This window comes from Gloeocapsopsis sp. IPPAS B-1203 (assembly GCF_002749975.1).
Classification (GTDB): Bacteria; Cyanobacteriota; Cyanobacteriia; order Cyanobacteriales; family Chroococcidiopsidaceae; genus Gloeocapsopsis.
In genome coordinates this window covers 40,637-60,588 of sequence record NZ_PEIG01000010.1, presented here as the reverse complement: position 1 = coordinate 60,588, position 19,952 = coordinate 40,637, and the positions used below count along the sequence as shown (strand labels likewise).

Genomic DNA, 19,952 nt, shown 5'->3' with positions numbered 1-19,952 from the left:
ATACCAGCGCTGACTTCGGTTAAATTAAATTTCACGCATTCCTAAACCTAAAACGATTCCTAGTCCTGGTCGTTGTCCAGGCGAGATTTTTTTCTCATCAACTTCTAAAGACAAAGCTGCCACAGGATCGATTTGTATGGTGGGAATATTTACTCGTTGTTGAAAAAACTCATCTAAGTTTACTAATCCACCACCAGGTCCTGCCAAGAGTATTTGTGCAACTTCTAGATTTTCACTTTGGCTAAGATAAAAGTCGAGCGATCGCCGTAATTCATCAATTAACTCTCCCATCACTCGCAGCATTGCTGCAGTACCAGGATCGACACTCGTACCGATCGCTGCTCCCATCTCATCTGTTGTTGCGCTGGGAAGAACGACAGACTGTAGCATGACTTGCGTGTCTCTAGACATTGGTAAATGCAGTGCCCGCAATAGCGCACCTTGCAAATGAAATGTACCAATCGGGACAGTTCGCGAAAACTGCGGTATTCCATCTACAATAATTGCAATTTCTGTGTTGTCAAATTCAATATCAACTAAAACCACAGCTTCCTGTGAAGGAAACTCGCGTAATTTCTCACGAATTGTACGCAACAAGGCAAAACTATTGATTTCTAAAACATCAACTTGTAGCCCAGCTTGTTGAAATGTATCTATATAGAGGTCTGTGACTTCTTTACGGGTAGCAACGAGCAAGACTTGTACTTTTTCAATGCCGTCCTCATCAACAAAGTACCCTAATTTTTGATAATCAACATCCGCTTCTTCACGAGGATAGGGCAAATACAAACCTGCTTCGTGATTTAAGACCATTTCACGTAATTCTTGGTCATCTAACTCAGCCGGTAAGGGAATTAAACGCACTAGTGAGTCTCTTCCAGGAACAGCGGTAGCAACTCGCTTGGCTTTAATTTTGCTCTGGGCTAAGGCTGATTGAATAATTTCTGCAAGTGCTGGCGGATCAATAATCTGACCATCTTGAAAAATTCCTTCAGGTACGGGAACTGAAGAAAACGCTACCAGTCTTATGCCCTGACCTTGTTTACGTAACTGAGCTATATTAATTCGTTCAGGAGCAAGTTCAATGCCAACTCCCTTGCTACGTTTAGGTAGTATCTGGAAGCGGTTAGGTGGTATTTGGAAGCGGTTAAACACAGTTTTGCTGGTTGTTTAGAGGGTAAAAAGAAACTGAGAGTGAGATACTGAAAAGTGAATGTCTGCTACTTTAGCTTAGAATTGCTTTGCTCGTATAAGTCAGCAAGTTACGTTTGAAAAATGTCAATAACCCCAGTATTTTTTAGCAAAATTAGAGGTTGGAAACGCCTCGGAATTTTTGCCTTGTTAGGTTTGACCTTGAGTTGGGTTGTTAGTTGTGGTACTGGTAACGTCAATAATAGTACCCAGCAATCGGCATCAGGTAACAGCAATGTAGAATTCTGGACGATGCAACTCCAGCCACAATTTACAGAGTTCTTTACAGATCTGATCGGTACTTTTGAAACAGAAAACCCTGACATTAAAGTGAACTGGGTAGATGTGCCCTGGTCAGCCATGGAGAGCAAAATCCTAACTGCAATGTCTGCACGCACAGCACCAGATGTGGTGAATTTAAACCCCAGTTTTGCTTCTCAGCTAGCAACTCGAAATGCTTGGTTAGATTTAGATTCTAAGGTGAGTGCGGATGTTCGCCAAACTTATTTACCCAATATTTGGAAAGCAAGCACAATTAATGGTAAAAGCTTTGGTTTACCTTGGTATCTCACAACACGCTTGACAATTTATAACACTGATTTGTTAAATCAAGCAGGTGTCAGTCAACCACCAACAACCTATGCAGAACTAGCAACAGTGGCTCGACAAGTTAAAGAAAAAACTGGGAAGTACGCCTTTTTTACCACTTTTGTTCCCGAAGATTCTGCTGAAGTTTTAGAATCTTTTGTGCAAATGGGAGTTAATTTGGTAGACGCGCAAGGCAAAGCCGCGTTTAATACTCCTGAAGGTAGAGCTGTATTTCAATATTGGGTGGACTTGTATCGCAATGAACTGATTCCACCAGAAGCGTTGACTCAAGGACACAGATATGGTATAGAGCAGTATCAAGCTGGACAAACGGCTTTATTAGCATCAGGTCCAGAGTTTTTAAGAACGATCGCCAAAAATGCGCCAGCGATCGCCCAAGTTTCGGCAACTGCACCACAAATTACAGGTCCGACAGGCAAGAAAAACGTTGCAGTGATGAACTTAGTGATTCCTAACAACACAGACCAACCTGATGCGGCTTTAAAATTTGCCTTATACGTCACTAACAACCAAAATCAACTTGCCTTTGCCAAAGCAGCAAATGTCTTACCCTCAACTGTAGCAGCGCTCTCAGACGACTACTTTCAGGCAATACCAGCAGATGCACCAACTGTCGAAAAAGCACGCGTTGTGAGTGCAAGTCAATTGCAGCAAGCTGAAGTGTTGGTTCCAGCAATGGAAAATCTCAACGTCTTACAAAGAACAATTTACGATAATCTTCAAGCCGCAATGTTGGGCGAGAAAACTGTAGATCAAGCTGTTACCGACGCTGCTGCTGAGTGGGATGGAAGAGGTTAGAGGGCGCTTGCGCAGACCTACGGTTCAGAGGGTAGGCGGGTAGTAGGGTTCTAGAGTAGTTGGGTAGTTGGTGTTATTGAGTATTAAAGAGCAATAATCATCAAATCGCTCCCACACTCCCCACACCTCCCACACTCCCACTCTACAACGCTCCTACTCTCCCAATAGCCCTCTCGCTCCTTACCCTCTTAAAACGGAATATCGTCGATATCCTGGTCTTCGCTGGGTGGTAACGGCGCTGATGTTCTTACAGGTGGTTCGTAAGTCGCAAAGTCAGCAATTACGTCCGTTCTACTAGCTGTAGCTGTAGAAGTTGTTGCAGTTGAAGTGCTCGTGTCTAAATTAGCTTTGGGGGCTTTTTCAGAACGCGAACTGACAGAATCTGGTGCAGTTTTGGGGTTGGCTTTTGTAGCTGTTGTATCTACAGTTTTATCAACCGCGTGAATGCGCTGTACTGTCAACTCGGCACGTTTTTCTTTGAATCCCTCAGAACGCTCAAAAGTATTCATACTCAAGCGACCTTCAATAATGACGCGATCGCCTTGCTGATAATTTTGTTCAATCTCTTGCGCCAAGTTACCCCACCCAACAGCTTTTAGTGTTGCAGGGGAATCTTCTGCCCGTAAACCAGGAAACTGAACCAGCATTTCTGCTAACGCCATGTTGTCAGACGTATAACGCAGTTGTGGCGCTTGCACAATTTCTGCCATCAAAATACAAGTGTTCATTCGCTTCTCCTAATGTGTTCGCTAAATGGGGGGTCACAAGAGTTATGAGTGTTAAGTATTGAGTTAAGAAAGTTCTTTTAATTCAAAACTCAAAACTCAAAACTCCTAAATCGCTCCTAACTCACAATCGACTGCTGAGGGCTGTTGCTGTAAGCTTCCACTCCCTGTTGTTGTTCAATAAATGACTGAACGCGGGTGCGGTATTCCCTGAGCGATTCATCTACCCAATTACGATCATTACCGTTAGCGAACAAATGTACCAGTGGTTCACCCGCATCAGGCAAAATTAATATCCAATTGTCATCTTCAAAGCGGATTTTCACGCCATCAATCAACTCCAGACTGTCCTCTTTGTGCGTTTCAACTAGATAGCGCATCAATGCTCCCTTGACCGTCCAAGGACAGCGAACAGTGTAGCTTCTGTGACTGACTTGCGGTAAGTCATTATCGCGAATTGACGCAAGCGATCGCTCTTGCACCGTCAACATCTCAATCACCTTCGCAATACAGAACATCCCATCAAATCCAGGATGCAGCTGCGGGAAGATAAATCCCATATCTCCACTGCCAGCAAGAACTACATTTGGGTTGACTTCTGGTAATGAAGCCTCCATCAATGCAGTAGGACTTGCCTTCGTGCGAATCACCTTACCATCATGACGACGAGCAATTTGTTCCACTGCACTTGAGGCATGAATTGGCACAACAACAGTCCCTCGTGGGTGTGCTGTCAGGATCATATTCACCATCAGTGCGGTCAACATCTCACCGCGAATCGGTGTTCCCAACTTATCCACCAGAATCAACTGTTCTCCGTTAGCTGATACCTGTACGCCGAAGGTAGCTCGCAATGCCTCCACAACATGACCAAGCTGCTGTAACAGTGCTTCCTTCTCTACTGAAGAAACCGCTGTTTGTTTCAAACTGGCATTTAGCACCACAGCATCGCAACCAAATTTAGCTAAAAGTTGCGGTAACACTGCACCAGAAACAGCATAAGTATAGTCAACAACAACTTTTGAGTTACTGTGGCGAATTGCTTCTACATTTAGATTCTTCTCAAACGCATTGCAGTAAGTGTCGATCATCTGGATCGGATAGACAACATTACCAATCTCATGAATTTGCACGCGCCGGAGATCTTCTTTAAAGTAAGCACCCTCGATTTTCTTTTCTAGTGCTTTTGAAATATTGACACCTTTGCTATCAATAAACTCAATTAACAGATAATCAGGGCGATCTGGATGCAGCCGTACGTGAATTCCTCCAGCAACCCCAAAGGTAGAGACAACTGTTCGCGACATTGGTATTGCTGTGGCATCGAGGTTCTGAATATTGACACCCACAGACATTAAACCGGCAATCAGCGATCGCGTTACCATCCGAGAAATGCTGCGCTGATCGCGAGACATCATCACCTGCGAACCAGGTTTTAAAGTTGAGCCGTAGGCGGCACCCAACTTCACAGCAAATTCGGGTGTGATGTCAATATTAGCTAATCCAGTCACACCACGCTGACCAAATAAATTGCGTTGTGCTGTTTGTCCCCAAATTAAATTAATATTGAGTATCGCGCCCGATTCAATTTGTTTACTGGGCCAGACACGAACATTTGGAGTAATTTGAGCTTCTTCTCCCACTGTAGAAAGCGAACCTACTACAGCACCCTCTAACACTTGGGCACGGCGATCTACTCTTGTCCCACGCCCAATAACGCATGCTCGAAGCTCTGCATCTTCGCCCACAATTGCACCGTTCCAGATGATCGGCCGTTTTAAGTCAGCGTCAGCACCAATTGTGACGTTATCTCCAATAACAGTTCCAGCATCAATTCGCACTCGCGGTCCAATTCGACAATTACTACCAATCAGTGCTGGGGCACAAATCTCAACACTTGGATCAATAAAAGTGTTTTGACCTTCCCATATCCCTGGCTTTGTCTCTGTATAGGCAAAGTCAAGTTTTACCTTACCAAACAAACCATCGTACTGACTTTCGCGGTACGCATCGAGATGTCCGACATCACACCAGTATCCTTGAGCAATATAGCCGTACATTGGCTCGCCTTTTTCCAACAGCAATGGAAATAAATCTTTAGAAAAGTCAGATTCTTGATTTGCTGGTAAATAGTCCAAAACAGACGGTTCTAGAATGTAGATACCAGTGTTGACTGTATCGGAGAAAATCTCACTGGTGGATGGCTTTTCTAAAAATCTCCGAATGTGATAGTTTTCGTCGGTAATGACTACCCCAAACTCAATTGGGTTAGGAACGCGGGTCAGCACTAATGTCGCTTTTGCTTGTTTGCGTTTATGAAACTCAATGGCTGCTGTGAGATCGAAGTCTGTAACGCTATCGCCGCTAATCACTAAAAACGTTTCATCGAGAAATTCCGCGATATTTTTGACGCAGCCTGCGGTACCTAGCGGTTGATCTTCTTCAACGGCATAGGTCATTTGCACGCCAAAGTCACTACCATCTTGAAAATAATCGCGAATGACGTCAGGTAAATAATGAAGTGTGGCAATAACCTCAGTTATTTGGTGCCGTTTGAGAAGGTTAGTGATATGTTCCGCAATTGGTCTGTTTAAAATAGGTACCATCGGTTTAGGAAGGTCGCAAGTCAGCGGTCTTAACCGCGTTCCAGACCCTCCAGCCATCAGCACTGCACGCATAATTCCTCCTTAATTGATTTGCACTCGTCACTGACACACAGCCAATGACTCTGGCAAAAAAGCAAGTCTTGTTCTAGTTTCCTATGTATGTTGAAACTTAAGGTACTTCCACAAGATACATCCGTTAAGCGTAAACTTCATTAGGCACATATGTCAGTGTAGGGGTGTACAACTACGCGCCTATACTCGACGATGAGTGGCAAGTTACTATGCTTTTGAGCTACAACTAACTCAAAGCTACTTACGCGATCGCTGTAATGATTTCTGTAAGCTACTCTACACTAAAGATAGTGGAAGAGGACATTTGTCACCGCTGAAGATACCAGCTTTTACTTAATCAATGAGTTGTACAGGTGGTTGCTGAGAATGAACTTCATTTATTGGTTAGTTGTTATTGCATATGCAATAGGTGCTTGGAAATTCTGGAATGGGTTTCATCGCACTACCTTCTCGCGTAGTTTTTCTAATCGATTATCTCTATCACTATTATGGCCAGCATTGTTGCTCTCCAATAAGTCTTATCGACAAAATTTCAGGAAAGCACTCAAGGGCTAGTACGCGCATGAGTACGGCTTTCAATCAGTCACTGCAAGTTTGTCATCATGGCAAGTTGTGGCTGATTGGCGGAACTCAAGAAAGCATCAAAATTACTCAGGCGATCGCACCAGAAAATGTCTGTTGTATTGTTTCTGTAACAACTGAATCTGCGCGATCGCTTTATCGTTCTGCATCGTGTTTAACAATCTGGGTAGGGCGTTTAACTTTAGCTCAAACTCTAGAATTTATTCAACAACAACAAATTAAGGCGATTGTTGATGCGTCTCATCCTTATGCTGTGGAAGTTTCACACAATGCGATCGCGGCTGCACAACAACTACAGATACCTTACCTCCGCTATGAACGCCCAATATTGCTATCTAGCACAGAAAGTGCGAGCGAGAATTTCGATAGTTTTGAAGCTTTACTAGCAACAAACTACTTACAGAATAAGCGAGTATTGTTAACTGTGGGATATCGACCGCTACAGACGTTTCAAGCTTGGCACGATCGCGCAACATTATTTGCCCGAATTCTCCCTTCAGCGATCGCCATGACAGCAGCAGCGCAAGCAGGGTTTACCCCAGATCGATTAATTTGTCTGCGTCCTCCCATTTCTGCTGAATTAGAACTCGCACTTTGGCGTCAATGGCAAATTCAACTCGTGATTACCAAAGCTTCAGGAAAACCAGGAGGTGAAGATATTAAACGTCTTGTCGCAACTCAACTAGGTATTCCTTTAATCACAATAAGTAGACCAATAGTTAATTATCCACAACAAACTAGCGATTTATCTGTTGTATTAGATTTTTGTCGTCAGCACCTCAACCCAAGCCTTTACAGTTAATTGATATTAACCTTAGCTAGGCTTGGCAAATAAATTCGCAACAATTCGTCTGGGTAGCTCCGAAGGAAGTAGCAGAGCACCTGCGGTTGATGTCAATCGACCTACTTAAAAAGCTTGAATCCACTCTTTAATAGAGTACTCAGTCCAAACTCCATTTTTCCAATAAGGATCGGCTTCAACAAGTTGATGGACTGTTGCTGCATCCTCAGCTTCGTAAATGCCAAAAACCTTTGTTAAATCCTTTGTTGGACCGATTGTAATCAACACTCCAGATTCTTTTTGTGCAGCCAGGCCGTCGAGATGAGCCTGTCGATAAGGAGCGCGTTTTTCTAGTACATTATCGCAGTAACTTCCCCACATTACGTACTTAGGCATAGTCTTCCAGTAATTTGCAAACTCAACTGCGTAGATTTACGCCAAATTTTTCTACTAAAGATTCTCGCACTTTCTGGTGTACAGGTTCGATGTCCTCATCTGTTAGAGTCCGGTTTTGAGCGCGATACACCAAGCGAAACGCCAAACTTCTTTGTCCTTGTGGGACGTGTTCGCCGCGATATTCATCAAACAATTCCACCGATTCGAGTAATTCTCCGGCTGCAAGGGCGATCGCGCGTTTTATTTCCGCAACAGAGACTTCTAGATGAGCGAAAAATGCGATATCTCTAGGTGAAGCTGGATAAGTAGAATACGGACGGAATCTTGGGACTAAAACTTCGTCGCGATCCCAATAATCTAAAATCACATCTAAATCAAGTTGAAATACATAAACCGCATCTGGTAAGCCTTTTTCTTGACGTAATTGAGGATGGACTTGTCCAAAATCACCTAATCGATTACCCTGCAACCATAACGATGCAGTACGTCCTGGATGCAAGCGGGAGTCTTGATGACTGGGTTGAAACTCCACCTTCAAGCCCAAGCGTTGAAAGACACTTTCTAGAACGCCCTTAGCTTCAAACCAAGTCAAAGGATGTTCTTTTCCACCTGACGTCCACTTACCTTGAGTGACATCTCCACCTAAAATTCCACCTAAAGCCTCAGCTTCGAGCAAGCCATCTTCTTCTTGCCAGAAAATGCGCCCAATTTCAAAACCATTCAAGCTGCCATTACCTTGCTCTAGGTTGTACTGAAAAGCATCAATCAAGCCAGAAATTAAATCTGTGCGCAGTGCTGAATATTCAACAAAAATTGGGTTGGTGAGTACAATTTGTCGATCTTGTCCTGGCTTACCTAATGAATAATGAATCAATTCTGTCAATCCAGCAGCGCGGAAAGCTTCGCGGAGTTGGCGAGTGAGTTGCTGTTCTAGGGAAAGATAGCCAGGCTCTGTTTTTTCAGGTAAAGTGTCGCAAAAGCGATCGTAACCATACAACCGTGAAATTTCTTCAATCAAGTCAATTTCGCGCTCTAAATCGCGGTGACGATATGGCGGAACTGTTACACTCAAGACTTTTTGTTCAGGTGATGGTTTGACTTGACATCCGAGTGCGGTAAGAATTTGCTGAATATCTTCTGATTGTAATTCGCCTGTAGTCTCTCCTAAGTCTATTGGTCCTAAAACCTGGTTGACGCGGTTAAGACGTAGTTCAATCGAACGTGACAGCGCACCAACTTCGGGACGTGCATCAGCAAACTGCTGTTGTACAACAACACCTCCAGCTAATTCACGCATAAGCATTAAAGCGCGACGACAGGCTAGCTCTAATTCAGCAGCGTTAATTCCCCGTTCGTACCTTGCTGAAGCTTCTGTACGTAAACCTTGGCTCCGTGCAGAACGACGAATTGCGACAGGATCGAAGAGTGCAGCTTCTAGAACGAGGTTTTGAGTACCTTCATGCACTTCTGTTGCTTCGCCTCCCATAACCCCTGCTAAAGCAACTGGTTTATCGTGCGCGGTAATCAGTAAAGCTTGATTGGAAAGCGTGCGCGTTTGACCGTCCAGCGTTTTTAGTGTTTCGCCAGCTTGTGCGAATCGGACACCGATCGTTAATTCTGATTGAGTTTCACTAACAGCTAAAAGGCGATCGCGATCAAAAGCATGTAGCGGTTGACCCCATTCCAGCACAATGTAGTTTGTAATATCGACAACATTATTGATTGGGCGAATTCCTGCGGCTTGCAATCGCTGTTGTAACCATGCTGGTGAAGGAGCAATTTTTAGAGATTCGATCGCCGTACCCATGTAAGCAGGGCAAGCTTGTGATTCTACGATATTAATAGTTAAATTCTTTTTACCAGCTGAGATTGAGCTTTCCTGTGCTGCTGGTAATCGCACTGTTTTACCTGTAATTGCAGCGACCTCTCGTGCTACACCAACCATACTTAATGCATCAGCACGATTTGCCGTTGCTGTCAAGTCAAGAATGACATCATCTAAGCCAAGCAATGGGCGAACATCACTACCTAATGGCACTTCCTGCTCAAAAATATGAATTCCTGCAGATTCTTTAGCTAATCCCAACTCAGCTAAAGAACAAATCATGCCTTCAGAGCGTACTCCGCGTAGTTTTGCTGCTTTGATTTTGACGTCAATTTTGGGCAGATAAGTACCAACTAACGCGACCGGCACATAAATTCCCGCCCGCACGTTAGACGCACCGCAGACTATATTTAATAGTTCTGAAGAAGCAGTTCCCACATCTACTGTCGTGACACTGAGTTTATCAGCATTGGGATGGCGTTGACACTCCAGTACTTTTCCGACAACCACTCCCTCTGCCCAAGTACGACGATCTTCAATTTCTTCTACTTCAAACCCTGCCATTGTTAACGTTTCCGCCAATTCTTCTGGAGAAAGAGTCAACTCAACCAGTTCTTGCAACCAATTCAGAGAAATACGCATGGAGTATGCTTGCTTAAACTTCAGCCAGACTATCTTATCAAATTGCAAAGCTTTGCATACATTGCCGTGCCAGCGAAACCATTTGATGTGCTCCAATTCATATAGCCGAATGCAACTAAGAATCTTTGCTGCTCAATCACTTTGCTACCTGCTTCATCGCAGCAAACTGCATGGTAATAGGAACCTTTCAAGCAAATATTCAGCCTGTCTGCTTAAACTGAAAGAAGTAGATATAGCTGCCATCGAGTTTAACCATCCAGGGTATTTGAGGCAGTGGCAATTCATTGTCACTGAGTTCTCCTGCAAACCGTTGGGCAACTTGTTGCAAGTTATTTTGCGCAATAATACTGTTGATATGCTGCAACAAGCAACGGAACACTAAACAGGAATAAAGGACTGTTGTAAGTACAACTACCCGTTTCGCCAAGGATATAATCCTTAAATCAGTTTTCTGTTCCGATACTTATTACTACCCTAGCCAAAGTATTTAATCAGGGCAAGAAAGATTTTTGAGATAATCTTGGCTAAACTGTCTCACGCCAACTTAACTTAACAATATCTGTTAATGTCTTCTTGCCTGAAAGGTTTGCTGCTACACATCAGTTCTCTGATCGCGAATTTCTACCGGAATAACTTTCCCTTCAGAGAAGTCTGCTTCACTAGAAGCACCTAGCGTTTCGGTGTCTGTAGTTATTCTGGGTAGCTCAACTTGCTTTTTCTCTACTGAGGATGGTTTGACCTCCTTACTTGCACGTTTGGCTGAGTCTGCAACACTTTTTGTTGCATCCGTGGCTGAGTTTGCAGCATTCTGTACGGCTGGTTTAACATCTTCAACTGCACCTTTTACAGATTCTGAGACACTTCTGACCGCTGGCTTAGCCTCCTTGGATGCAGATTTAACAGCTTCTACAACAGAGGGTTTGGACTCCTGCACTGTTTCCTTGACTGCTTCTGCTGTGTCAACTATGGAGGGTCTTGCCTCCTCAACTGTCTTTTTGGTTGAGTCTACTACACCTTTTACAGATTCTGAGACACTTCTGACAGCTGGCTTAGCCTCCTCGGATGCAGATTTAACAGCTTCTACAACAGAGGGTTTGGACTCCTGCACTGTTTCCTTGACTGCTTCTGCTGTGTCAACTATGGAGGGTCTTGCTTCCTCAACTGTTTCCTTGACTGAATCTACTGCGCCCTTTACAGAAGGCTTAACATACTCAGCTGTATCTTTTACTGCTTCGCCTACACCTTCTACAGTTTCGTTTACATTGTCGGCTACACTCTCTACGGCGTCTACTACACCTTCTACAGTCTTATTGACAGCCTCAGCTGTTCCCCTACCAGCCATCGCCCCTGCTGCTGCACCTGCTACAGCACCAACGATTCCTCCAGTACGACCGCCAAGTATAGCACCCACAGCCGCTCCAGCTGCTGCCGCGCCAATACCTGAGCTGCTTGGCTGATCTTCTTGTTGCTGTATATTGGGTTCACTATTCTCATCAGACTTATCCACTGGTTGCTTATTCTCAGTCATTTCTTTTTCCTTTAAGTAAAGTATTTATCAACAATTTGTGGCAATTTGACTATTGCCAATTTAACGATTACAAAAAAGGACTTACACCTAACTGAGGGGGGACAACGCCAAACACATAGTTAATCTAAAGTTATAAGTTTTAGAGTGATCCGATAGCAGGGCAGGCATCTTGCCTGTGGTAGGCAAGGGGATTAAGTGAATAGAGAGGCAAGGAGGAGCCAGTGCGTTGTAGAGGTATCCTCTGATAGTAACTAGCGTCAAGGAGCGGGTGAAAGAGTGGCACTTCCAGTTTCCCCATCTTTTTATCTCCCCGACTTCCCAGCCTCCCCAGATCTCTTTTCCCTGATCTCTAATTTTCCGTATAAATCAGGTGGTTGTTGATTATTTTTCTTTGAATAATTGAAGCAGGGTGCGATCGCTCCCAGTATTACCTGAAGCAGCGAGTAACGCTCATATGAGCTATTGCCTAAATCCTGATTGTTCCCATCCGCAAAACTCAAGTTCCTGCCAGACGTGTGCAACCTGTGGTGCTCAATTATTGTTACGCGATCGCTATCGGGCACTGCAAGCTTTAGCCCAAGGTGGTTTTGGAGCAACGTTTTTAGCCCAAGATGTGACGTTACCTGGTGAACCGAAGTGCGTGATCAAGCAATTACGACCTTCAGCAACATCGTCAGAAGCCTTAGACATGGCGCGAAAACTATTTGCTAGGGAAGCTAAAACTTTAGGCAAGATTGGTAGTCATCCTCAAGTACCAAGGCTACTCGACTACTTTGAAGACACCGAACAGTTTTATTTAATTCAAGAGTACATTAATGGCTTAACGCTGCAACAGGAAATCAAACGCTCTGGTCCTTTTAGTGAAGTTGGAGTCAAGCAATTTTTGAGCGAACTTCTGCCAACGTTGCAGTATCTCCACAGCCAACAGGTTATCCACCGAGATATCAAACCAGCAAACATTATTCGACGTCATGAGGATTGTAAACTCGTTTTGATTGATTTTGGTGCTGTGAAAGACCAAGTCAGTCAAACAACGAGTATGTCAGAACATACAGCTTTAACAGCTTTTGCGGTTGGAACTCCAGGTTTTGCACCTCCCGAACAACTCGCGATGCGCCCCGTTTATGCAAGTGACGTTTATGCTTTGGGAGTGACTTGTATTTATCTGCTTACGGGCAAATCTCCTAAAGATCTTGACTACAATTCCTCAACTGGAGAAATGCTTTGGCAAAACAAAGTACAAATTAGCGATCGCTTCCGCGAAGTTTTACAAAAAATGCTAGAAGGTGCTGTACGACATCGTTACCAATCTCCTAATGATGTCTTAACGGCACTAGAACTAGAACCATACATGGATAGTTTAGCTAACAGTATGGCGGCTCAACCTTCTGCGGTTCGCAAACCTAGATTACCCAGAATGGTGAAGCAAGCGACATCTATTACAGCACCAGTGACTACTGCAACAAGTACGTATGGTAATAGTGCGGCTCAATCGAGGGCACAAATGGCAGATGCAATTCGTGCAAGAAGAGCAAATCTTACCGAGATGCCAAATAAACTTAAACAATCAGCAAGCGTTGCTTCTGTGCCTTCAGCAATGGGACAAAAACCCAAAGTTGCACCACCGAGAAAGCTAGATGCGGACAATTTAGTTTTGTCTTATATCAAAGGAAGAAGAGATTTTGCTTCTTACGATCTCAGCTCACTTGACTTGCAGCGAGTAGATCTATCAGAAGTGAACTTTCGGGCAGCGAAATTAGATCGTACAAATTTTTTTAAATGCATTTTGTCAGGTAATGATTTTAGCCACGCTAACCTCAAGCGAACTAATTTTAGAGAAACCATTTTAACAAAGGCTTACTTTCATTCTGCTGATTTAGAAGGAGCCGATTTTCGCGGTGCTAATTTGAGCTACGCTGACTTGAGTGATGCTAATTTACGAAATGTTAATTTGTGTGGGGCTAATCTCACTGGAGCAAAAGTTTCGGATGAGCAGTTAGCTCACGCCAAAGTAAATTGGATGACGATCCGCCCTAATGGTAAGCGCGGTTGGCTTTAAAAATTATAAATATCAGATATTAAATTTACTATAATTTCATCATTTTTAGCTTGAGCAAGGGCAATTCCTTAATATTTTTTCTCTATCAGTGAAATATATTTAATACAGAGCTAAATTATATAGTTACAGATAGTTTAGACACAACAACAAATTATTCAAAAACTATTTTTTGAGTTTTTCTATATATCTAAATAGAGAAGCAAATTTATGTTGAAAAAAATCCTAGTAGCTACTGCTTCTCTAGTAGCACTATTTTATCCAAATTCTGTGTCAGCGAGACAATGGGTAATGCTAAATTCTGAACCTTACCTTGCTGTAGATGTTGATAGTATCAAAGGAACAGGAGATACTATAACTTTTTGGAGTAGATTAATATACGATCAAAACTTAAGATCTAGCTCATACATTTCATTGAGTAGCTCAACACCTCAATCCATAATGTCCTTAACTTATGTTGATTGTGTAAGCAACAAAATAGGTGTACTCAGACAGATTGAATATAATTCAAATGGAAAGGTATTAGACGATTACGACCGAAGTTATCTTACAATACCACCTAATTTGCATTCGCCCGTACCTGATAGTCTTGGGGAAGCAGAATTACTTTATGTTTGTAGCTTAAGAACTGCTAATGGAGGAAGACAACCGACAAATTCTCGCACAATTAGTAACTCAGTCATCGCAAGAAATAGTTCATTTCCCCGAAAATCTTGTGGAGATCCCTTCCAGAGACAAGGAACATATTGGCCAGTATTTATAGATAGAGGTAATCTGAGTAATATTAGAGCTAATTTATGTAACGATGCCTTTTCAATTATCAGAGAACGGGGAATTAGCTCAGTTCAAGTAGCTTCTTTCATTTCCTATGAACGAGCGTCGTCTTTTGCCAAACAAGTCGGCGGAACCGTTGGTGAAGCAACGCATTACATTAATGGGCGGATTGTCAATTAGTTTGTTGTGTTTTTTACATGAATTGCAGATACTCTTTGACAGAAGTTGAGACTAACCAAGCAGTTGTTTCTAGTAATACAACTGCTTGTTGTGATGTCTAATGTTGTTGACTATGAGCTAGCGGAATTAAGGGTGTACCGACTTGTAAAACTCGGATTATTTCACCTTTGGCGATCGCAGGTTGATCGATTGGAATGACTGCTAGACCGTTGGTTTGTGCTAGATTAATTAAATTTCCTGAACTATGGCTGCCATCGGCTAAGTGAAACTCGTAGCAACCATCAATGAGGTGTAGTTGTCCCCAGAGATAAGTTTCGCGCTGACCATCAGACTTAAGATCGTGCTGCGATCGCGCTTGGACAAACATTGGTCCCCAACTGTGCGCTAGTCCAGAAAGCTTGCGTAATGCTGGTTGTACAAACCGCCAAAAACTGACTAAAGCAGAAACTGGATTGCCAGGTAATCCAAAATACAGCACTGGTTTATGTTTAGACGCTGCGGATGCAGCGAATGTGGCAAATGTCAAGGGTTTACCTGGTTTAACTGCTACAGCACGAATATGAATTGTCGCTCCTAGATCTGCCAGAATTTGCTCTACATAATCATAATCACCAACAGAAACTCCACCAGAGGAAAGAACAACATCAGCAGTGGCGATCGCCTGTGAAATTGCTCTTCTTAAGATGTGGGGTTTATCAGGGAAAATTCCCAAATGCAAAGGTTCTGCTCCTGTCTGGGCGACAAGTGCAGCTAAAGCATATTGATTGGAATCAACAATTTGACCAAGTTGTAAAGGCTGATCGGGAGTAATTAATTCGTCGCCAGTAGACAAAATTGCGACTCTCGGTCGGCGATAAACTTTAATTTGCGTACATTGTGCCGCTGCTAGTACTGCTAATTCTGGAGGTTGTAGCGCAATTCCAGGCAATAAAAGTGGCGTTCCTGCTTGATAAAACGAGGCTCCCTCGCGGACAAAAGCTTTTTCTTCTGGTGGTGCAGTGAGAATAAAGACGCGATTGCCTTCGCGTTTGGTGTGTTCTTGCATCACTACAGTATCGGTTCCTGATGGCAGGATTCCGCCTGTGAAAATACGTGCTGCTTGTCCTGATTTAATTTCCCGCTTCGGTGCTCGTCCGGCGCGGATTTCTTCGACAATCTCTAAAGCTACAGGTTGCTCAGCATGACTATTTTTGACATCTTCATACCGCACAGCATAGCCATCCATTGCTGAATTATCCCAATGAGGAAAATCCAACTGACTCACAACTGGTGCTGCCAGGATGCGGTCAATTGCTGTTAAAAGTGTTACAACCTCACCGTTGCGCTTTCCGTCTAGGGGTTGCACCAAATCTAAAATCATTGCCTCTGCTTGGCTTGCTGGCAGCATACAAATTAACTCTGAATTCTGTATTCCTAGCTTAGTAACAGCACTTAGCTGTTAGCAATTAGCTGTTGGTCATAATTCCTAAAAATTAATTTAGGAGTTGTCACTAGACTTGTGCAACATGTTTTATGAATCACAAACAACTCATTGCTTTCTCAAAACGTCCTAATTACCCATGCCCTAATACAACACTTATAACAGGCTGTGTAGCAAGGTGTCAGGTCTCTGCCGTTGTATTGTTGTGCTGCACCGAGTCACACGCTCTCAAGCTCTTAGGCATAAAATGTCTAAAAGCACAACTACATACAAACTTTCCGCAACAAAGTGTGATGAACGCAGATGCTGTAATTAGTTAAGACCACCGAGATCGAAAGAGTTTATCTAGTAGCGAACTTATTCTCTCAGCATTCATGCAAAAGATCTAGTTAAATGTCACCAATGTGGTAGCTATCAGCATAGGATATGAAAGTAGCCAATTACTATTTTTTGCTATGAATACTTCGCCAGACTATACCCGCTTTCCTCGGGTGCAAATGGGAAGACGCGCTGTAGCTTTTGGAATAGATTTTTTGGGAGTTTGGCTACTCAGTTCTTTGTTGGGTGGACGCCCTAGGTTTTCGTGGGCGCAGGTTTTTGTATTTTTATTAGCTTGGTATGGTATGCGAGTATTGCTCGTATATCGAAATCAGGGACAAAGCTTTGGTCGCTGGACTTTGGACATGAAATTACTGGATGTGGAGGCGGGCACAGTCCCAGATTTACTCACCTTGGTGAAGCGCGAAAGCATTGCTGGTTCGTGTACCATGCTAGCAGCGATCGCCTTGAGCAATTTCTTGATGAATGCAGGTAGTATATTGTTGCTAGTGCCTTTAGCACTTGACTGTGGCATTGCGTTAGCAGATAGTACCCGACATCAAGCAGGACACGACTTGATTGCTCGGACGATTATTGCTAGTTCATTACGAGGATACTCACTTGATATTAAAGTGAGCCGTTTTCTTGCCCAAGTTCGCCAGCGTGTCGTAAAATAATAGATTGTGTTTAATTTGTTTAAACTTGAGTAAGTAGCAATATGGCTAAAAGTAAAGGTGTCCGGATCACTGTGACACTAGAATGTACTGAATGTCGCACTAATCCAGATAAGCGATCGCCTGGAGTTTCCCGTTACACCACAATGAAAAATCGGCGTAACACAACTGCAAGATTAGAACTAAAGAAGTTTTGCCCTCACTGCAACCGCCACACTGTTCATAAGGAAATTAAGTAACAATGAGCTATTTTCGTCGTCGTCTGTCACCAATTAAACCGCAAGATCCCATAGATTACAAAGATATCGAATTGCTGCGCAAGTTTGTCACCGAGCGAGGCAAAATTCTTCCTCGGCGAATTACAGGACTAACCGCCAAGCAACAACGCGATCTCACAGTGGCGATTAAACGAGCGCGGATTTTGGCTATGCTGCCGTTTATTAATCAAGAAGGGTAGAGAGGGGCGAGGAGCGAGGAGCGAGGAGCTAGTGCGGTGCATATGTGTCCGCAACCTGTAGCAACCAGCGTCAAGAAATGCGGTTGTTTTTTGATGACTTGCCCTCAACCCTGCTTGAGAAACTTCATAGAACATTAACTTAACTGCTGAGTGCGCTTGTTGTGGAAAAGGGAAAGCTAGTCGAATTTAGAGTGCAGGGCGATCGCCGACTTGGTGTTGTTGATCGTCCTGATGGCAAATCACGCTGGATCGCAATCGATGAGCGCGGTCTAGCGCACAGTCTAGCTCCGCGACAAATTACTTATGAATCTGAACAAACTTGCAAACCATCAGAAATTCCGCATTTTTTGGAGGAAGTACAAACATACCTTGACCCTTCAAGCTTAGAAGTTGCTTGGGAACTATTGGTCGAAAGCGGCGAAACCGTTGATCCAGCACAAATGGCAATGTTGTTATTTTCAGAGCAGAACCCGTCACAATGCTATGCTGCTCACTGCTTACTCTCAGAAGATAAACTGTACTTTAAGCAAAAAGGAAACACCTACGAGCCACGGAGTGCGGCGCAAGTTGCAGAACGAAAACATCAAATCGAAGTCGAAGCAAATCGACAACGCGAACAACAGGATTTTCTAACACGAGTTTCTCAAGCGATTCATGGTGAGACAGTCGAATGGAGTCGCCAAGATCGCCAGCGAATCGAAGCTATAGAAAAGTATGCGACACTACTAGCAGAATGTGTGCGTTCGGGTTTAACTCCAGACTCGCTAGCGCGTACTTATTCTCCACCAGTTTCCGTCGTAGAAACAATGAATACTTTGGGACGTTCTGCCACACCACAAGCGGCTTTTGAGTTGCTCGTTGATTTGGGTGTTTGGAGCGTTCATGAAAATTTGTTTTTGCGGCGCAGCCAAATTTCGGTTCAGTTCCCTACTAAGGTGTTAGAAGTGGCTCAACAGCGCATGGATTCTCCACCACCTGACCCAGATCGTCGCCTGGATCTGACTCATCTTAAAGTTTACACAATTGACGATCAAAGTACGAGCGAAATTGATGATGGTGTCAGTTGGGAATTACTCGCCGATGGACGTCAAAGGCTGTGGATTCATATCGCCGATCCTACACGGTGGTTAGTTCCAGAAGATGAGCTTGATTTAGATGCCCGAAAACGAGGGACGACAGTTTATTTACCAACAGGAATGATTCCCATGTTCCCTTCTGCATTGGCAACAGGACCAATGAGTTTGCTACAGGGGAGAGTTTGTTGTGCTTTGAGTTTCGGTGTTGTTTTAGACGATTCAGGAGCTGTACGAGAGTATAGTATTCATGCAAGTTCAATTAAACCTACCTACCGTCTAACGTACGAAGATGTAGACGAAATGTTGGAATTGAGTTTAGAAGGCGAACCAGAAATTACAGCGATCGCTGCTTTAGCCCGCCGTCGTCAAATGTGGCGACAGTCGCAAGGAGCAGTTAGCATCAACTTGCCAGAAGCAATTATTAAAGTTCAAGATGACGAGATTACGATCAAAGTTTTAAATGATTCGCTGTCGCGTCATTTAGTTGCAGAAATGATGATTTTAGCAGGAGAAGTTGCTGGTCATTACGGTCAAGTTCATAAAATTGCTTTACCATTTCGCGGTCAGCCTCAACCAGAATTACCTTCAGAAGAAGAGTTAATTCAACTACCCGCAGGATTTGCTCGCGCTTGTGCGATGCGCCGCTGTATGCCTAAAAGTGAAATGAGTACTACACCTACACGTCATGCAGGCTTAGGTTTATCAACTTATACACAAGCAACTTCACCGATTCGCCGCTATACAGACTTACTCACTCATTTTCAATTAAAAGCCCACTTACGTGGCGAAACGCCTCCATTTTCTGGAGAACAGATCCAAGAAGTCATGTTGAGTGTGACGACAGTGACTCAAGAAGCGACATTGGTAGAACGTCAAACTAACCGCTATTGGGGCTTAGAATATTTACGCCGTCATCCTAATCAAGTTTGGCAAGCTTTGGTGTTGATGTGGCTGCGAGAAGATAGCCGATTAGCACTGATTTTGATTGAGGACTTGGGATTGCAGTTACCTATGGTTTTCAAACGCGGTGTTGGTTTGGGCGATCAGGTATCAGTTAAAGTTAGCTACGTCGATCCGCGTCAAGACGTGTTGCAGTTCCAGGAAGTAACTTATTCGCAAGCGCAGCAAGCAGCTACTTAAGGCTATTACAATTAAATAAGTTTTGAATTCTAAGTTTTGTTAGCGTAGCGGTGCCTTAGCACGTTACTAATTACTATTATTCACATATTAATTTCAATTGCC

18 protein-coding genes are annotated in these 19,952 nt (G+C 43.5%); 10 read left to right on the top strand and 8 right to left on the bottom strand.

What is annotated here, in order from left to right; translation table 11 throughout:
* Window positions 1–24: 24 nt before the first annotated feature.
* Window positions 25–1,155 carry a type IV pilus assembly protein PilM gene (gene pilM / locus CSQ79_RS17730; protein WP_289501267.1) on the bottom strand — a complete coding sequence of 377 codons (1,131 nt, stop codon included), beginning with the start codon at window positions 1,153–1,155 and terminating at the stop codon, window positions 25–27.
* 120 nt (window positions 1,156–1,275) lie between these two features.
* Between pilM and CSQ79_RS17725 the strand changes: the two genes are divergently transcribed.
* Complete coding sequence (locus tag CSQ79_RS17725; protein ID WP_099702490.1) at window positions 1,276–2,598, top strand: ABC transporter substrate-binding protein; 1,323 nt, start codon at window positions 1,276–1,278, stop codon at window positions 2,596–2,598.
* A gap of 188 nt (window positions 2,599–2,786) precedes the next feature.
* Here the strand turns inward: CSQ79_RS17725 and CSQ79_RS17720 are convergent, their stop codons facing one another.
* Window positions 2,787–3,326 carry a single-stranded DNA-binding protein gene (locus CSQ79_RS17720; protein WP_099702489.1) on the bottom strand — a complete coding sequence of 180 codons (540 nt, stop codon included), beginning with the start codon at window positions 3,324–3,326 and terminating at the stop codon, window positions 2,787–2,789.
* 116 nt (window positions 3,327–3,442) lie between these two features.
* Window positions 3,443–6,001, bottom strand: a complete 2,559-nt coding sequence (locus tag CSQ79_RS17715) for a mannose-1-phosphate guanyltransferase (protein WP_099702488.1) — start codon at window positions 5,999–6,001, stop codon at window positions 3,443–3,445.
* Window positions 6,002–6,197: 196 nt separating this feature from the next.
* Between CSQ79_RS17715 and CSQ79_RS28010 the strand changes: the two genes are divergently transcribed.
* Genes CSQ79_RS28010 through CSQ79_RS17705 form a run of 3 tightly spaced genes read left to right on the top strand, consistent with a single transcriptional unit; the run spans window position 6,198 to window position 7,385 of the window.
* Complete coding sequence (locus CSQ79_RS28010; RefSeq protein WP_193932602.1) at window positions 6,198–6,338, top strand: hypothetical protein; 141 nt, start codon at window positions 6,198–6,200, stop codon at window positions 6,336–6,338.
* 29 nt (window positions 6,339–6,367) lie between these two features.
* A complete protein-coding gene (locus CSQ79_RS28955) occupies window positions 6,368–6,556 on the top strand; it encodes a hypothetical protein (RefSeq protein ID WP_099702487.1) in 189 nt (62 codons plus the stop codon).
* A gap of 7 nt (window positions 6,557–6,563) precedes the next feature.
* Entirely contained in the window at window positions 6,564–7,385 is an 822-nt protein-coding gene (locus CSQ79_RS17705; protein ID WP_099702486.1) for a cobalt-precorrin-6A reductase, read from the top strand.
* Window positions 7,386–7,490: 105 nt separating this feature from the next.
* Here CSQ79_RS17705 and CSQ79_RS17700 read toward each other — a convergent pair whose 3' ends face one another.
* The 4 genes from CSQ79_RS17700 to CSQ79_RS17685 all read right to left on the bottom strand — a co-directional run bounded on the left by CSQ79_RS17700 (window position 7,491) and on the right by CSQ79_RS17685 (window position 11,755).
* Complete coding sequence (locus CSQ79_RS17700; protein ID WP_289501266.1) at window positions 7,491–7,760, bottom strand: YciI family protein; 270 nt, start codon at window positions 7,758–7,760, stop codon at window positions 7,491–7,493.
* Between the two features lie 22 nt (window positions 7,761–7,782).
* Window positions 7,783–10,227, bottom strand: a complete 2,445-nt coding sequence (pheT, locus tag CSQ79_RS17695) for a phenylalanine--tRNA ligase subunit beta (protein ID WP_099702484.1) — start codon at window positions 10,225–10,227, stop codon at window positions 7,783–7,785.
* 199 nt (window positions 10,228–10,426) lie between these two features.
* Entirely contained in the window at window positions 10,427–10,654 is a 228-nt protein-coding gene (locus CSQ79_RS17690; protein WP_143755472.1) for a hypothetical protein, read from the bottom strand.
* Between the two features lie 165 nt (window positions 10,655–10,819).
* Entirely contained in the window at window positions 10,820–11,755 is a 936-nt protein-coding gene (locus CSQ79_RS17685; protein WP_099702482.1) for a hypothetical protein, read from the bottom strand.
* A gap of 454 nt (window positions 11,756–12,209) precedes the next feature.
* On the opposite strand from CSQ79_RS17685, the gene CSQ79_RS17680 reads away from it, so the two are divergent.
* On the top strand, window positions 12,210–13,814 hold the full coding sequence (locus CSQ79_RS17680; RefSeq protein WP_099702481.1) for a serine/threonine-protein kinase: 1,605 nt from the start codon (window positions 12,210–12,212) through the stop codon (window positions 13,812–13,814).
* A 207-nt stretch (window positions 13,815–14,021) separates the two neighbouring features.
* Window positions 14,022–14,765 carry a surface-adhesin E family protein gene (locus tag CSQ79_RS28660; protein ID WP_099702480.1) on the top strand — a complete coding sequence of 248 codons (744 nt, stop codon included), beginning with the start codon at window positions 14,022–14,024 and terminating at the stop codon, window positions 14,763–14,765.
* Window positions 14,766–14,862: 97 nt separating this feature from the next.
* Here CSQ79_RS28660 and CSQ79_RS17670 read toward each other — a convergent pair whose 3' ends face one another.
* Window positions 14,863–16,152 (bottom strand): molybdopterin molybdotransferase MoeA, encoded by a 1,290-nt coding sequence (locus CSQ79_RS17670; protein WP_099702479.1) that lies wholly within the window; start codon window positions 16,150–16,152, stop codon window positions 14,863–14,865.
* Between the two features lie 488 nt (window positions 16,153–16,640).
* Here CSQ79_RS17670 and CSQ79_RS17665 point away from each other — a divergent pair, with 488 nt between their 5' ends.
* The 4 genes from CSQ79_RS17665 to CSQ79_RS17650 all read left to right on the top strand — a co-directional run bounded on the left by CSQ79_RS17665 (window position 16,641) and on the right by CSQ79_RS17650 (window position 19,850).
* The gene (locus CSQ79_RS17665; RefSeq protein WP_099702621.1) at window positions 16,641–17,180 is read left to right on the top strand and encodes an RDD family protein; all 540 of its coding nucleotides are present in this window, start codon (window positions 16,641–16,643) and stop codon (window positions 17,178–17,180) included.
* 41 nt (window positions 17,181–17,221) lie between these two features.
* Window positions 17,222–17,416, top strand: coding sequence for a 50S ribosomal protein L33 (rpmG, locus tag CSQ79_RS17660; RefSeq protein ID WP_099702478.1), 195 nt, complete (start codon window positions 17,222–17,224; stop codon window positions 17,414–17,416).
* A gap of 2 nt (window positions 17,417–17,418) precedes the next feature.
* Complete coding sequence (gene rpsR / locus CSQ79_RS17655) at window positions 17,419–17,634, top strand: 30S ribosomal protein S18 (protein ID WP_099702477.1); 216 nt, start codon at window positions 17,419–17,421, stop codon at window positions 17,632–17,634.
* A gap of 161 nt (window positions 17,635–17,795) precedes the next feature.
* Window positions 17,796–19,850 (top strand): ribonuclease catalytic domain-containing protein, encoded by a 2,055-nt coding sequence (locus CSQ79_RS17650; protein WP_099702476.1) that lies wholly within the window; start codon window positions 17,796–17,798, stop codon window positions 19,848–19,850.
* Window positions 19,851–19,952: the final 102 nt, after the last annotated feature.

Coding starts and splice junctions, on each gene's coding strand:
- CSQ79_RS17725 (WP_099702490.1), top strand. CDS start 1,276: ATGTCAATAACCCCAGTATTTTTTAGCAAAATTAGAGGTTGGAAACGC.
- CSQ79_RS17720 (WP_099702489.1), bottom strand. CDS start 3,326: ATGAACACTTGTATTTTGATGGCAGAAATTGTGCAAGCGCCACAACTG.
- CSQ79_RS17715 (WP_099702488.1), bottom strand. CDS start 6,001: ATGCGTGCAGTGCTGATGGCTGGAGGGTCTGGAACGCGGTTAAGACCG.
- CSQ79_RS28955 (WP_099702487.1), top strand. CDS start 6,368: ATGAACTTCATTTATTGGTTAGTTGTTATTGCATATGCAATAGGTGCT.
- CSQ79_RS17705 (WP_099702486.1), top strand. CDS start 6,564: ATGAGTACGGCTTTCAATCAGTCACTGCAAGTTTGTCATCATGGCAAG.
- CSQ79_RS17700 (WP_289501266.1), bottom strand. CDS start 7,760: ATGCCTAAGTACGTAATGTGGGGAAGTTACTGCGATAATGTACTAGAA.
- pheT (WP_099702484.1), bottom strand. CDS start 10,227: ATGCGTATTTCTCTGAATTGGTTGCAAGAACTGGTTGAGTTGACTCTT.
- CSQ79_RS17685 (WP_099702482.1), bottom strand. CDS start 11,755: ATGACTGAGAATAAGCAACCAGTGGATAAGTCTGATGAGAATAGTGAA.
- CSQ79_RS17680 (WP_099702481.1), top strand. CDS start 12,210: ATGAGCTATTGCCTAAATCCTGATTGTTCCCATCCGCAAAACTCAAGT.
- CSQ79_RS28660 (WP_099702480.1), top strand. CDS start 14,022: ATGTTGAAAAAAATCCTAGTAGCTACTGCTTCTCTAGTAGCACTATTT.
- CSQ79_RS17670 (WP_099702479.1), bottom strand. CDS start 16,152: ATGCTGCCAGCAAGCCAAGCAGAGGCAATGATTTTAGATTTGGTGCAA.
- CSQ79_RS17665 (WP_099702621.1), top strand. CDS start 16,641: ATGAATACTTCGCCAGACTATACCCGCTTTCCTCGGGTGCAAATGGGA.
- rpmG (WP_099702478.1), top strand. CDS start 17,222: ATGGCTAAAAGTAAAGGTGTCCGGATCACTGTGACACTAGAATGTACT.
- rpsR (WP_099702477.1), top strand. CDS start 17,419: ATGAGCTATTTTCGTCGTCGTCTGTCACCAATTAAACCGCAAGATCCC.